We start from the raw sequence: 13,464 nt of genomic DNA, 5'->3' as shown, positions 1-13,464 counted from the left end.
GTCTCCTTCTCCGGGTAGACGCCGGCATCGGTATGCCGGTCGAAGGTCCCGGCCCGCTCGTACGCGCCGGCACTCATGGCGTCGTTCAGGATCAGCGTGCCGGCGATGAACGCGACACCGAGCACGACGGCCAGCGTGGAGAGCAGCCTCCGCAGCGCCTCGGCGCGCAGCGAACGCAGGGTCAGCCCCACCATCCCGGTCACCGCCCCACCGCACGGGCCCGGACGGCGCCGGCCGGGTCGAGACCGGCGAGCGCGTCGAGCACCTGGTCGGCGGTGGGGGCCGCCAGGTCGCGGACCAGCCGGCCGTCGGCGAGCAGGACCACCCGGTCGGCGCGCGCGGCGGCCACCGGATCGTGCGTCACCATGATCACGCTCTGGCCGAGGGTGTCGACGGCCTCCCGGAGCAGGCGCAGCACGTCGGCCCCGGCGCGGGAGTCGAGGTTACCGGTCGGCTCGTCGGCGAAGATCACCCACGGGCGGGTGATCAGGGCGCGGGCGATCGCGACGCGCTGCTGCTGGCCGCCGGAGAGCTCCGCGGGCCGGTGCCGCAGGCGGTCGGCGAGCCCCACGGCGGCGACCACCTGGCGTAGCCAGCCCGGCTCGGGGTGGCGGCCGGCGATGGCCAGCGGCAGGACGATGTTCTCCTCGGCGGTCAGCGCGGGCAGCAGGTTGAACTTCTGGAAGACGAAGCCGACCCGGTCGCGGCGCAGCAGGGTGAGCTGCCGGTTGTCGAGGCGGTCGAGGTCGACGTCGCCGATGCGTACCGAGCCGCCGCTGGGCCGGTCCAGCCCGGCCAGGCAGTGCAGCAGGGTGGACTTGCCGGAGCCCGAGGGGCCCATGATGGCGGTGAACCGGCCGGCGGCGAAGTCCAGGTCGACCCCGTCGAGAGCGACGACGGCGGACGGGCCGCCGCCGTAGCGCTTGCTCAGGCCGCGGGCGCTGACCGCGGCGGCGCCGGAGCCCGGCTGCTGGTCGCCGACGGCGGGGGCGGGAGACGAGACGCGCAACTGTTACTCCCGGTGGAGAGGGACGTTCTGACCTCTCCGACGCTATGGATCGGCCGGCCGGACCGGCTCCACCTGCGCGCTCGACGTCGGTACGCCTCGGGTCGCCCCTGACGGGGGCAGCCCGTACGACCCAGGTCGTACGGGGTCAGCCGCCCGGTACGACCAGCCCGCTCTCGTACGCGAACACCACCGCCTGCACCCGGTCGCGGAGCTGGAGCATGGCGAGGATCCGCCCGACGTGGGTCTTCACCGTCGCCTCCGCGACGTGCACCCGGGTGGCGATCTCCGCATTGGACAGCCCCTGCGCGACCAGCAGCAGGATCTCCCGTTCCCGCTCGGTGAGCTGGGTCATGCGGGGATCCCCGGTCGGGCCGGGACCGAGCTGGTCGGCGAACCGGTCGAGCAGCCGCCGGGTGATCGACGGCGCGACCACCGAGTCGCCCTGGGCGACCACCCGGATCGCCGCGAGCAGCTCCTCCGGGGGCACGTTCTTGAGCAGGAAGCCGCTCGCGCCCGCCCGCAGCGCGGCGAAGGCGTCCGCCTCGGCGTCGAAGGTGGTCAGTACGAGAACCCGGGGTGGGCCCGGAGGCCGCCCGGCGCAGAGCCGACGGGTCGCCTCGACGCCGTCCATGGTCGGCATCCGGATGTCCATCACCACGACGTCGGCCTCGATTCGGTCGAGCACCCGCAGCGCGTCCGCGCCGTCGATGGCCTCACCGACCACCTCCAGGTCGGGCTGCGAGTCGAGCACCATCCGGAACCCGGCGCGCACCAACGCCTGGTCGTCGACGATCACCACCCGAATCGTCATACCGCGATCACCTCCGTCGTCCCGGCGCTCGACGGTAGTGGCAGGAGCACCTCGACCCGCCAGCCCCCGGCCAGCCGGGCGCCGGCGGTGAGGGTGCCGTCGTACACCCCGACCCGCTCCCGCATGCCGATCAGCCCGTGACCGCCGGACGGCGTCGGGTTGACCACCGGCCGGCCCTGCCCGTCGTCGACCACCCGGACGACCACGACGTCCGGGCCGTACTCGAGGGTCAGCTCCACCTCGGCCCCGACCCCGGCGTGTTTGAGCGCGTTGGTCAACGCCTCCTGGACGACCCGGTAGACGGTGAGCTCCAGCCCGGGCGGCAGCGCCGCCGGCTCGCCGGTGACGGTGTCGCGAACCCGCAGACCGGCGGCGCGGAACCGGTCGAGCAGCGGGGGCAGTTCGGTGAGGGCGAGCCGGCGGCGTTCCGGATCGCCGGCGACCGCCTCGTCGTCCGGGCCGGTCCGCCCGGCGAGCGCGGGAGTCGTCTCCGGCGGGCCGGCCTCCCGCAGCACGCCGACCAGCCGCCGCATCTCCTCCAGCGCCTGCCGCCCGGTGTCGGCGACCACCTTCACCGCCTGGCGGGCGGTCTCCGGGTCCCGGTCGAGCATGAACCGCGCGCCGTCGGCCTGCACGATCATGACGGCCATGCTGTGCGCCACCACGTCGTGCAGCTCCCGGGCGATCCGGGTGCGCTCGCCGGCGACCGCCGCGCGGGCCTCGGCCTCCCGTTCCCGCTCCAGTGTCGCGGCCCGCTCCTCGAGGCTGATCACGTAGAGCCGGCGGGTGCGCACGTTCAGCCCGACCAGCCAGGTCGCCGCGGTGACCAGCGTGAAGTAGACGGCAGCGGCCCACCAGGGCCCACCGCCGCGCACCTGGAGCGACGCGAGGACCGCCCCGGTCGCGGCGGCGAGTCCGGCGAGCACCGCGTCCCGGAGCCGGTCGGCGTACTTGACGACGCTGTAGAGGGCGACGAGCACCGCGAAATCGAACGGGAGCGGCCCCCAATCGGCGATCAGCTGGACCACGCCGAGCGCCCCGACGACCACGGCCACGGCCGAGGGGTGCGAGCGGCGGAACAGCAGTGCGACAGCCATCCCCGTGCCGACCACGGCCGCCAGCCAGCCGCCGGGCTGGGACGCCGCCGCCACGACTCCGATCAACACCACCAGGCCAGCGACGAGGACGTCGAAGGCGATGCTGCGCAGCGGGCGGCCGAGGATCGTGCGGTTCACGGTCACCCAGCGTACGCGCAGCGGCGCTCATCGACGGCCGTCCCGGGCCGGCCTGCTCGCGGCCGCGGACCCGGCCGGGGTCACCCCGTCGACCACGGGTCAGCCGGCGAGGACCTCGCGCATCCGGCCGATCTCCACGGTCTGTTCGGTGGCGACGGAGTTCGCGAACTCGTTCAGCTGCTGGTCGGCTCCGACGGTGAGCAGGTTGGTGGCCATCTCGATGGCGCCCTCGTGGTGCTCGGTCATCATCTTCACGAAGAGTCGGTCGAAGTCGGCGCCTCGGGCGGCGGCCAGTTGCCGCATCGCCTCCGGCGTCTGCATGCCGCGCATGGTGCCGTGGTCGTGCCCGGCGACGTCGGCGGCGAGGCCACGGTTCTGCAGCCAGGCGCGCATCAACCCGATCTCCGGGTCCTGGCTGGCCCGGATCCGGTCGGCGATCGCCCGCACGGCCGGGTCGGCGGCCCGCTCGGGCGCGAGCCGGGCCATCTCCAGCGCCTGCGCGTGGTGCGGGATCATCATCCGGACGAACCAGACGTCCATCTCGTTGTGCGGCGTCGAGCCGACGCCCCGGACCTCGCCGGCGGCCCGGGTGGCGGCCGACTCCCCCGGCCGGCCGGGCACGATGACGGTCACGTCGGTCGGCGCGGGGCTGCCCGGCGTCGCGCTGCCGGGCGCGGCGGCCGGTCGCGTGGGCGCGGACCCCGAGTCGTCCCGGGCGACGGCGAAGACGATGGCCACCAGCGGCAGGGCGAGCGCCAATGTGACGCCCGCCAGGACACGGGCACGCCGACCGGTCATGAGCCACTCCCTGAGATCGAGGTCACCGCGATGCTATCCACTCAGGAACGAACATCGATGTGACCCGCATCACATCGATGTCCTTCGCACGAATGTAAGGTGTCCACAATCATCACTCCCGTGTGAAGGGTCATCGCCGATGATCAGAATCCCCAGGCCACGCTTACGACAGCTGCAGATCGTGAGCATCGCCGCGGCCGGCCTCCTCACCGCCAGCGTCCTCGTCGCCCCGCCGAGCAGCGCGCAGGTCGCACCGCAGGCGGCCGAGGCGGCGCCGGCGGCGGCCACCAACACCATCCCCGGCGTCGACGAGATCGTCAGCAGCCCCAACCTGCGACTCGTCACCAACCTGCCCAAGGTCGCCCCGCTCGACGGCACGAACAGCGACCTCGCCTTCCAGGGCAAGTACGCCTTCGCCGGCAACTACAACGGGTTCGTCGTCTACGACATCTCCCGGCCGAGTTCGCCGCAGGTCGTCTCGCGGGTGCTCTGCCCGGGGTCGCAGAACGACGTCTCCGTCTACGGTGACCTGCTCTTCCTCTCCACCGACTCGTCCCGCAGCGACGACTCCTGCAACAGCGAGGCGCAGGGTGCCGACGTGAAGGAGTCGTGGGAGGGCATCAAGATCTTCGACATCAAGAACAAGGCCAACCCCCGCTACATCAAGTCGGTGGAGACGGCCTGCGGCTCGCACACCCACACCCTGGTGCCGGGCAAGGACAAGAAGTCCGTCTACCTGTACGTCTCCTCGTACAGCCCCCGGGCCACCTTCCCGGACTGCCAGCCGCCGCACGACTCGATCTCGATCATCAAGGTGCCGGTGAAGAAGCCGACCCAGGCGGCCGTGGTCGCCACGCCGAACCTCTTCCCGGACGGCGGCTTCGAGGGCAGCGAGACCGGCTCGGCGACCACCGGTTGCCACGACATCACCGCCTACCCGTCGAAGGACCTGGCCGCCGGGGCGTGCATGGGTGACGGCATCCTGATGGACATCCGCAACCGGGAGGCCCCGCGGGTGATCAACCGGGTGCGCGACACCACCAACTTCGCCTTCTGGCACTCGGCCACGTTCAACAACTCCGGCACCAAGGTCGTCTTCACCGACGAGCTGGGTGGCGGCGGCGCGGCGACCTGCAACGAGGAGGTCGGCCCGAACCGGGGCGCGGACGCCATCTACGACATCACCGGTCGTGGCGACCACCGCAAGATGATCTTCCGCAGCTACTTCAAGATCCCGCGGACCAACGCGGACACCGAGAACTGCGTGGCGCACAACGGCTCGCTGATCCCGGTGCCCGGCAAGGACATCATGGTCCAGGCGTGGTACCAGGGCGGCATCTCGGTCTGGGACTTCACCAACTCGTCCCAGCCCAAGGAGATCGCCTTCTGGGAGCGTGGCCCGATCTCGAACGAGCAGATGATCGGCGGCGGTAGCTGGTCCGCGTACTACTACAACGGCCACATCTACTCGAACGACCTCTTCAAGGGCTTCGACGTGCTGAAGCTCAGCGACTGGCGCACCTGGCCGGCCGAGCTGGTCCGGTACAAGGAGCTCAACGTGCAGAGCCAGCCCAGCTACCTGGGTGGCTGGTAGGCGCCGCGAGGCACCCGCCGACCGGTAGGTGAGGGCCCGGTCCCCGGAAACGGGGGCCGGGCCCTCACACGTGTGGCGCGCGTACGCCGAGCCGACGGAGCCGCCGTTCAGCCCGTCGTCAGCTGGTACCGCCGCTCGGCCCCGCCCGCCGTGACCAGCCGCACCTCGCCGCTGCGCAGGCCGTACGTCACCGACCAGCGGGTGTGTGCCTGCCGGACGGCGGTCAGCACCCGGAACGCCGCCGCCGCGTCCGCCACGCCGCCGGATTCGCTCATCGCCCGGGCAATCAGGTCGTAGCGGCGGTCGGCGCGGCGCTTCTCCTCGGGAACCCCGACGACCGGCACGTTCGTCAACGCCTGCCAGTCGCCCCGGCCCCGCTCGACCCGCATCTGGCCGTCCACGAACTCGATCACCGCGGACGCGCCTGTCGCGTCGCCCACCAGGTAGTGCAGCGCCGGCCCACCGGAGAAGTCGAGGTTGTGCGCGGTGAAGACGGCGACCGCCTCGTCGACGGTGGCCGCCCGGTCGAGCACCAGGCGCAGGATGCGCACCGAGCCGACGGTCGGCCGGCCCGGTACGGGGTCGGCCCGCGCCGCGTCGTCGGCCGCCAGCCCCACGGCCAGGCCACGCTCGTTCATCCCGTCGAACGGCAGCAGGGGCGCGTTCAACAGCCGCCGGTCGCCGCTCAGCTCGCCGCCGACCCCCAGGTAGGAGAGGTCCACCAGCGAGATCGAGGCGTACCCCTGCGGTGGGTCGGTGCGCAGCACCATCGCCGGGTTCGGGTCCCAGTCGAAGTTGCGGGCGAAGAGCGGCCGGCTCCGGTCGCCGGCCGCCACGAAGAGCGAGCAGCCGAACGGGCTGGCCGGCGCGGCGTCGGTGCCGACCGTGGCGTCGTACGCCCCGACGTAGGTCATCTCGTACAGCGGCAGGTCGTCGACCCGGCGCAGGCTGGCCAGGGTCTGTTCGACCTGGCCCGCGTCCTGCCGCGACGCGGTCGGCGTGCCGGTGGGGGTGGGATCGGGCGTCGAGGTCTGCGACGACGCCGAGCAGGCGGGAAGCACGAGCAGCAGGGCCAGGGTGGCGGCCGGTAGGGTCCTCCGCATATCCACAGGACGCTATGCGTCGGGTGCACCCTTGTCCATGGGCCGGACCGCCCGGACGCCCCGACCCACCAGCCAGGCGGCGTCCGGCCGGAACGGCAGCGGAGCCCCGGTGACGGGCAGCACCCCGCCTGATGTGCGAATATTGCCCGCCGTGACCCTCACCGCCAGTGCACCGCCCACCGGCACCGGCACCGGCCGGCGGTGGCGCCCCCACCCCTTGGACGCGGTGGCGGCCCTGCTCGCGCTGGCCGGTGTGGGCTGCGCGGCGAGCGGTCTGCTGCCGCACGCGGAGACCGCGGCAACGCTGCACCGGATCGCGCCGCTGCTGGTCTTCCTCGGCACGGTGGTGGTGCTGGCCGAGCTGACCGCGGTCGCCGGGGTCTTCGACATGCTCGGCACCCGGCTCGCGATCGCGGCCCGCGGGCGCTGGTCGCTGCTCTTCCTGCTCTGCGTGGCCTTCGCCACGGTGACCACGATCACCCTGAACCTGGACACCACGGCGGTGCTGCTCACCCCCGTGATGCTCGCCCTGGCGCGAAACCTGCGGGTCGCACCGACCGCCCTGACGGTGACCACCGTCTGGCTCGCCAACACGGCCAGCCTCCTGCTACCGGTGTCGAACCTGACAAACCTGCTCGCCGCCGACCGGCTGGGGCTGGACCCGCTCGGTTTCGCCGGTCGGATGTGGCTGCCGCAGCTCGCCGCCGTCGCGGTCACCGCGCTCCTGCTCTGGTTCGCCTGGTGGCGCCGGGACCGGCCGTCGGGGGGCCGCTTCGCTCCACCGCCCCGCCGGCCACCCGCCGATCCGGTGCTGTTCCGGACGGCCCTCGCCGCCTGCGTCCTCTTCGTGGTCGGCGTGCTGGCCGAGGTGGAGCTCGCGATCGTGTCGACGGTCGCCGCCGTCGTGGTGCTGGCCGGCTTCGCGCTGCGCGCCCCACGCCGGCTGCACGCCCGGCTCTTCCCCTGGCGGCTGCTGCTCCTGGTCACCGGCCTGTTCCTGGTGGTGCAGACCCTCGGCCGGTGGGGTCTGGACTCGCTGGTCGGCGTCCTGCTCGGGCCGGGCGACGGCCCGGCCGCCCTGCTGCGGGCCGGTGGCACCGGGGCCCTGCTGGCGAACGGGGTGAACAACCTACCGGCGTACCTGGCGGGGGAGCCCGTGTTGTCCCACGACTCCCCGACACGCCTGCTGGCCCTGCTGATCGGTACGAACGCCGGGCCGCTCGCCGTGCCGTGGGCCTCGGTGGCGACCCTGCTCTGGTTCGAGCGGTGCCGCTCGCACGGGGTGTCGGTGCCGCTGCCCCGCTTCCTGCTCACCGGCGCCCTGCTCGCCGTGACCGGCACGGCCGCGGCCGTCGGCGCGCTGCTGCTGACCTGACCGACCGGCCCGACCGGCCCGGCAGCGGCCCGGGTGCGGGCCGTTCAGCGTGCCGGGATCCGGGCGAGCTGCTCGGCGACGGCGGCCCGGGTGAGCGCTGGTCGGCCACCGGGGTGGCCGACCGTCGCGCCGGCCGCGGCCACCGCGTACCGGGCCGCCCGCTCCGCCGGCTCGCCGTCGAGCAGGCCGACGGCGAGCGCGGCCACGAACGCGTCGCCCGCGCCGGTGTCGTCGACCGTGGGCGTGACGCTCAACGGCACGAACACCTCGTCGTCCGGCCAGACGAAGGCGTTGCCCTCGCCGGGGACCTCGACCGCGACCAGGGCGGGGCCACGACGCCGCAACGCCCGCCCGGCGGCCAGGCCGGCCGCCGCGTCACGCGGGGCGTCCCCGGTGAGCAGCGCCACCTCCCGCGCGTCGGCGCGCCACACGTCGGCGCCGGCCAGCAGCTCGTCGGCGTCGTCGGGGTCGGACGGCGCGCCGTCGAGCACCACGAGCCGGTCCGCCGACCGGGCCGTCCGGACCGCGGCCAGCGCGGCCGCCCCCGGTTGCTGGAGCTGGACGAGCACTGCGCGGGCGGCGCGCAGTGCGCCCGCCGCGCCCGCCACGTCGGCCGGGGTGAGCAGGGTGGCCTCCGGCAGGTCCTCGAGGTAGCGCCAGCGACCGTCGGCGTCGAGCAGGTCGACGATCAACCCCGTCCGGGTGCCCGGTCGGCGCACCACCGTCTCCACGTCGATCCCGTCGGCCCGGGCCCCGGCCAGCAACCGTTCGCCGACCTCGTCGTCGCCCACGACGCCGAGCAGACCCGCGCGGGCGCCGAGCTGGGTCGCGGCGACGGCCTGGTTGGCCCCCTTGCCACCGAGCAGTTCGCGCCGTTCCCGCACCGGCGCGCTGCCGCCGGCCTCCGGCACCTCGTCCACCAGGAGCACGAGGTCCCGGGCGATCTGCCCGACCACGAGCACGTCCAGATCCGCCATGCCGGACAGGTACCCCGGGCCCACGCCGCGCAAGCCCGTGCGGAGCGCACCGGACCACCGGACCGATTATCAGCACGAGCTTGATACCGCAGAGGCATAGATATGTCTCTGCGGTATCAAGCTCGTGGAGTCCAGCCGAGCGCCACCGCCACGTCCGCCGAGACTCAGCCGACGTCTGTCACTCCCCGGCGCGCTCGACGGCGAACATGTAGCAGCCGTGCACCACGTTGCGGCTGTGCAGCTGACGTACCGCCGGGTCGGCGAGCAGCTCGGCGATCACCGACTCCGGGTCACCGCCGTCGTGCCGGCGGCCGCCGTGGATACGGCCCCGCCGGTCGTACGCCCGCAGGACCTGCTGCTGCCCCCGCCAGGCCGCCGGGTAGGCGTCTGTCGACTCCGGCCCGGAGCAGGGGGCGGCGTGCGCGAAGACCGGGCCGATCTCCCGGTAGGGGCCGGCGGCGACCGGCGGCGCGTACCCGAAGAGCAGCAGCTCCTCCCCCGGCGCGGCGTCCCGCAGGCAGCAGCGCAGCGGTTCCCCGCCGGCGGCCGTGGCGACCTCGACCGGCCGGTCGGCGGCGTCACGGCCGGTACGGCGCACGGTGTCGAGCAGGTCGGCGGGGATCGGGTGGACGACGAAGCCGATCGGGTTGGTCATGTGCCCAGCCTGGTCCGCGTCAGGCACGGGCGCTGGCGGCGATCGGACCTCACGCTGCCGGCGCCGCGACGGCGGGCAGCGCGAGGCCGGCCACGGGTCAGGCCCGGCATACGGGGAGCTGAAGTCCCGCGCTGCGGACGGCTCCGCCGTGACCGTGATCCCGGCGTGCACGACGACCGCCACGCCGCCGTCCGTCTCGGGCTTCCGAGTCAACCGCCCGGCGGTGGCAACTCCGGACCTGCTCAGCCGGCGAACGGGAAACCGTCACCGCCTCGGGTACGGTGCGGGCCTACCGGACTCGTAGCGGACCTCGCCGCGCGAGCGAGCACGGCGAGGGTCCGGCGGAAGACCGTCGGGGCGGCGTCCGGGCCGACGCTCAGGGCGATGCCGCACATCGGCTCAGAGACCCATCTCGGCTTCGTACGCCCGGCGCAGCCGCCTCCCGGTCGCCGGGGCGAGACACACGTGCCAGGCCTGCCCCTCGTCGATGACGTTGATCTCGCCGGCCTGCTGCCGACCGAGCAGGAGGGCCGCCAGTGTGTCCTGGACGCCGTAGCGGGCGTACCAGGTCATCTCGATGTCCATGGCGTACCCGACGCAGTGCCCGCTGGGCAGCATGGCGGCGTACCCGAGGCGACGCAGCCGGTGCTGGTGCTCGACGCTGCGGGTGAGCGAGGTGACCCAGAGCGGTGGGGTGCCGGGCGGGGTGGCCGCCGCGAACTCCCGGCCGAGATCGTTGAGCAGTGCCACGACCTCCCGCCGGGCGCGCCGGGCGAGCAGGCCGGCGGTGCGCGGGCTCGCGTCGGGGCGCATCCGGCGCCGCATCGCGTGCCACCCCCGGCCCACCACTGTCGCGGGTTGTTCGCGGTAGCGGAAGCGGAGCAGGTCACGGCGGCGCAGCCACTCCAGGTCGACCAGGTCGGTGCTGCCCTGGACCTGGTCGTCGGTGACGAAGGCCGGGACGCCCCGCCACCACATGGCCTCGATGCGGGAGAGCAGGTAGATCCGCACCAGCGCGGTCAGGTCCCGGGCGGAGCTGCGCGCGTTCGGTTGGTAGCGGGCCATCTCCAGCAGCAGCGTCTCCCGGGCCCCCAGGAATCCCTGCGGGGTGGCGTCGAGGACGGCGGCGAGGGCCGGCTCGCGCAGCCGCTCGTCGATGAGTACCTGCCGGGCGGCGGTGCTCGGCGCGTCGGCGAGCGCCCCGACCTCCACCAGCAGGTCGGCGACCGCCTCCCGGTAGGCGGCGAGATCGGGTTCGGTGGCCGGCGGCCGGCCCGGTGAGGCGGGCAGGCGGCGGGTCGGGGCGGTGGAGGCGACGGTCGGACCGGGACGCCCCCCGGGGCTTCGGCTGGGCACTCGCATGATCGGTCCTCTCCGCGGTCCCGACACTGGGTCGTTCGCCCTGCACAGACACGGTAACCAGTCGGATCGGGAGGAGGCCGACCATTCCTCCTATCACCCCGCGAACGGCGACGGTTCGGGAAAGCGAGCACGCTCGGCCGGGACGTTGCAGGCCGACCGGACGAGGCACGAACCGGTCAATCGCCGCGACCCGGGGCCGCCGCCGTCGGCCGGAAGGCGGCCCAGGATTCCGGCACCCACCCGGCCGTCAGCGCCTGCACCTCGCCGTACGAGGGCGGCCCGGGCGACGCGACGGGGTCGGCCGGGGCGCGATCGTCGGCGAGGCCCGTCCGTGCCCGCGTGAGGGCGTCGACGCCGGCCAGCGCGGCACCGAGCGCGGCCCGGAACGGCAGCGAGCCGGTGCTCACCCGCGACACCCCGAGCCCGGCCAACTCGTCGACACCCAGGAAACCCGGGCGGTACAGCACGTTCAGCGGGGCGTCGACCTCGGCGACGAGGACACGGATCGTGTCCGCGTCCGGGGTGCCGGGCGCGAAGATCCCGTCGGCGCCGGCCGCACGGTACGCCCGGACCCGCTCCACGGCGGCGTCGAGCGGATCGGGTACGCCCAGCCACCACACGTCGGTGCGGGCGTTGACGAACAGGTCCGGCACCGCGGCCTTGACCGCCGCCACCTTGCCCGCGGTCGTCTCGGGTGCGGCGACCGAACCGTCGGGGCGGCCGTCCTCCAGGTTGACGCCGACCACGCCGAGCCCGGCCAGCTCGACGGCGAGCGCGGCGACGTCCGCCGGGTCGTCGCTGAAGCCCGCCTCCACGTCGACGGTGAGCAGCACCGGGAGCCGACGCAGTCGCCGCGCCAGCCGGACCGTCTCGACCCGGGTCGCCCCCGCACCGTCCGGCAGGCCGGCCGCGGCGGCGACGCCGAGACTGGTGGTGCCGACGGCCGGGTAGGACCGGGCCGCGAACATCGCCGCCGAGGCGTGGTCCCAGGCGTTGGGCAGCAGCAGGGGGTGGCCGGGCCGATGCAGCGCACGGAAGGCGGCGCAGCGGTCGGCGTACCGACCGGTGGCGGTGGTTGGTGTCGTCATCGTGGGATCACCTCGACGAGCGCGGACGGCACGTCCAAGCGGCCACCGGACCGGTCCAGGGAGTCGGCGGTTCGGCGGGCGGCCTCGGCGCGCAGCTCGTCCGGGTCGAGCGGCGCCGGCGCCGCGAGGCCGGCGGCCCGCCGGGCGGGATGGTCCTCCGGCGCGCTGAAGCGGCTCACCAGGCCACGGAGCCAGCCCAGCGTGGAGGCATTGCCGGGGCGGGCGTGCGGTACGCGGCAGGCCGCAGCGGCGAGGGCGGCGCGCACGTCCGCGTACCGGGTCAGCACGCAGCCGGTCCGTGGTTCCACCGTGGGTGGGCCGCAGGGCGGGGTGCCGGGAATCGGGGCGATGCGGGGCCGGGTGAGGGTCACCCGACGACGTTAGGGCCGGGACACTGCGGCCGACGCCGAAGTGTCGTCGCGCGCGCTCTGACCCAGCCCGATGGCTGAGACACGTCATGGTCGACTCGACCTCGTCGACGAGGTGCGCTCCAGGTCAGGCGCGTCCGCCGCCGGTGTCGGCGTCGGCCGGCGGGGCGAGATCGGCCGGGTCCAGGCCGAGCGCGGCGGCGAGTGCCGGCGCGCCGGACGGGGTGAGGCGGATGGCCCGCCCCGCGCCCCGGGTGAGCCAACCCAGGTCGAGCAGGTGGGCGCAGAGCGCCGCGCCGAGGGCACCGGAGAGGTGCGGCCGCCGCTCGGTCCAGTCCAGACAGTCACGCAGCATCGGCCGGCGCGTGGCGCGCAGCGGCGCGACGGGCAGCCCCAGCTCGGCACACCAGTGCGTCCCGGCCGGGGTGAGGGTCAGTCCGGCCGACCGGTCCAGCAACCCCCGCCGCAGCAGCGCGTCGTGCACCGCCACGCCGAGCCGCCCGGCGAGGTGGTCGTAGCAGGTCCGGGCGTACGCGAGCGCGGCGCCGGCCCGGGCGGCCCGCAGTGACCGGTTCGGGGCCGGTGGCGCGGAGACCCGACCGGCCAGCTCCTCGACGAGCTGGGCCACGCTGGCGTCGGCGAGCCGCAGGTAGCGGTGCCGCCCCTGCCGTTCCTGCGCCAGCAGCCCACCCTCGACGAGGCGGCTGAGGTGGTCGCTCGCGGTGGACGGGGCGACACCGGCGGCCCGCGCCAGTTCCCCCGCCGTCCAGGCCCGACCATCGAGCAACGCGAGGCAGATCCGGGCCCGGGTGGTGTCGGCCAGCAGCGCGGCGAGTTGCGCGAGTCCCGGGGCCCGGGCGGTGTTCGGCTGCATCCGGCCATGCTGGCACGCGGACGGTTCGCTCTTCGCCGACCGGTCTTTACAACGTTGCACAGGCCCGGTAGGAAGGGACGGCGGCTCACACCGACATCCACTGCGCACAAGGCAGGTCTGATGGGACAACCACGTCGTGGCGGCGCGCTCGCCGCCGTACTCGCCCTGGTGCCTGTCTCTTATACACAGCTGACGCTGCCGACGATCTTACGCGT

14 protein-coding genes are annotated in these 13,464 nt (G+C 74.3%); 2 read left to right on the top strand and 12 right to left on the bottom strand.

The window, feature by feature from the left end; genetic code table 11:
• The 5 genes from E1211_RS23720 to E1211_RS23700 all read right to left on the bottom strand — a co-directional run.
• Positions 1–194: hypothetical protein (locus E1211_RS23720; protein ID WP_132351221.1), on the bottom strand; the 194-nt coding region annotated here is incomplete at its 3' end.
• A 5-nt stretch (positions 195–199) separates the two neighbouring features.
• The gene (locus E1211_RS23715; protein ID WP_132351220.1) at positions 200–1,009 is read right to left on the bottom strand and encodes an ABC transporter ATP-binding protein; all 810 of its coding nucleotides are present in this window, start codon (positions 1,007–1,009) and stop codon (positions 200–202) included.
• 145 nt (positions 1,010–1,154) lie between these two features.
• Positions 1,155–1,820, bottom strand: coding sequence for a response regulator transcription factor (locus E1211_RS23710; RefSeq protein WP_132351219.1), 666 nt, complete (start codon positions 1,818–1,820; stop codon positions 1,155–1,157).
• A complete protein-coding gene (locus tag E1211_RS23705) occupies positions 1,817–3,061 on the bottom strand; it encodes a sensor histidine kinase (protein ID WP_132351218.1) in 1,245 nt (414 codons plus the stop codon). The genes E1211_RS23710 and E1211_RS23705 overlap by 4 nt, the downstream gene beginning before the upstream one ends.
• A gap of 93 nt (positions 3,062–3,154) precedes the next feature.
• Positions 3,155–3,853, bottom strand: coding sequence for a DUF305 domain-containing protein (locus E1211_RS23700; RefSeq protein ID WP_132351217.1), 699 nt, complete (start codon positions 3,851–3,853; stop codon positions 3,155–3,157).
• A 139-nt stretch (positions 3,854–3,992) separates the two neighbouring features.
• Between E1211_RS23700 and E1211_RS23695 the strand changes: the two genes are divergently transcribed.
• Positions 3,993–5,447 carry an LVIVD repeat-containing protein gene (locus E1211_RS23695; RefSeq protein WP_132351216.1) on the top strand — a complete coding sequence of 485 codons (1,455 nt, stop codon included), beginning with the start codon at positions 3,993–3,995 and terminating at the stop codon, positions 5,445–5,447.
• A gap of 107 nt (positions 5,448–5,554) precedes the next feature.
• Here E1211_RS23695 and E1211_RS23690 read toward each other — a convergent pair whose 3' ends face one another.
• A complete protein-coding gene (locus tag E1211_RS23690) occupies positions 5,555–6,550 on the bottom strand; it encodes a carcinine hydrolase/isopenicillin-N N-acyltransferase family protein (protein WP_132351215.1) in 996 nt (331 codons plus the stop codon).
• 151 nt (positions 6,551–6,701) lie between these two features.
• Between E1211_RS23690 and E1211_RS23685 the strand changes: the two genes are divergently transcribed.
• The gene (locus E1211_RS23685; RefSeq protein ID WP_243709663.1) at positions 6,702–7,925 is read left to right on the top strand and encodes an SLC13 family permease; all 1,224 of its coding nucleotides are present in this window, start codon (positions 6,702–6,704) and stop codon (positions 7,923–7,925) included.
• Positions 7,926–7,969: 44 nt separating this feature from the next.
• Here E1211_RS23685 and E1211_RS23680 read toward each other — a convergent pair whose 3' ends face one another.
• The 6 genes from E1211_RS23680 to E1211_RS23655 form a co-directional block, all read right to left on the bottom strand.
• Positions 7,970–8,902 (bottom strand): PfkB family carbohydrate kinase, encoded by a 933-nt coding sequence (locus tag E1211_RS23680; RefSeq protein ID WP_132351213.1) that lies wholly within the window; start codon positions 8,900–8,902, stop codon positions 7,970–7,972.
• 178 nt (positions 8,903–9,080) lie between these two features.
• On the bottom strand, positions 9,081–9,557 hold the full coding sequence (locus E1211_RS23675; RefSeq protein ID WP_132351212.1) for a DUF1203 domain-containing protein: 477 nt from the start codon (positions 9,555–9,557) through the stop codon (positions 9,081–9,083).
• A gap of 399 nt (positions 9,558–9,956) precedes the next feature.
• Positions 9,957–10,919 (bottom strand): DUF5715 family protein, encoded by a 963-nt coding sequence (locus tag E1211_RS23670; protein ID WP_132351211.1) that lies wholly within the window; start codon positions 10,917–10,919, stop codon positions 9,957–9,959.
• Between the two features lie 176 nt (positions 10,920–11,095).
• Positions 11,096–12,007 (bottom strand): isocitrate lyase/phosphoenolpyruvate mutase family protein, encoded by a 912-nt coding sequence (locus tag E1211_RS23665; protein ID WP_132351210.1) that lies wholly within the window; start codon positions 12,005–12,007, stop codon positions 11,096–11,098.
• Complete coding sequence (locus E1211_RS23660; protein ID WP_132351209.1) at positions 12,004–12,378, bottom strand: hypothetical protein; 375 nt, start codon at positions 12,376–12,378, stop codon at positions 12,004–12,006. Before E1211_RS23660 ends, E1211_RS23665 begins: the two co-directional genes overlap by 4 nt.
• 124 nt (positions 12,379–12,502) lie before the next feature.
• A complete protein-coding gene (locus E1211_RS23655; RefSeq protein ID WP_132351208.1) occupies positions 12,503–13,249 on the bottom strand; it encodes a helix-turn-helix transcriptional regulator in 747 nt (248 codons plus the stop codon).
• Between the last annotated feature and the right edge of the window lie 215 nt (positions 13,250–13,464).

This window comes from Micromonospora sp. 15K316 (genome assembly GCF_004348525.1).
In the GTDB taxonomy this organism is placed as follows: domain Bacteria; phylum Actinomycetota; class Actinomycetes; order Mycobacteriales; family Micromonosporaceae; genus Micromonospora.
Note: the sequence above shows the minus strand (reverse complement) of the source record. Positions and strands in the feature narration are given on the sequence as shown.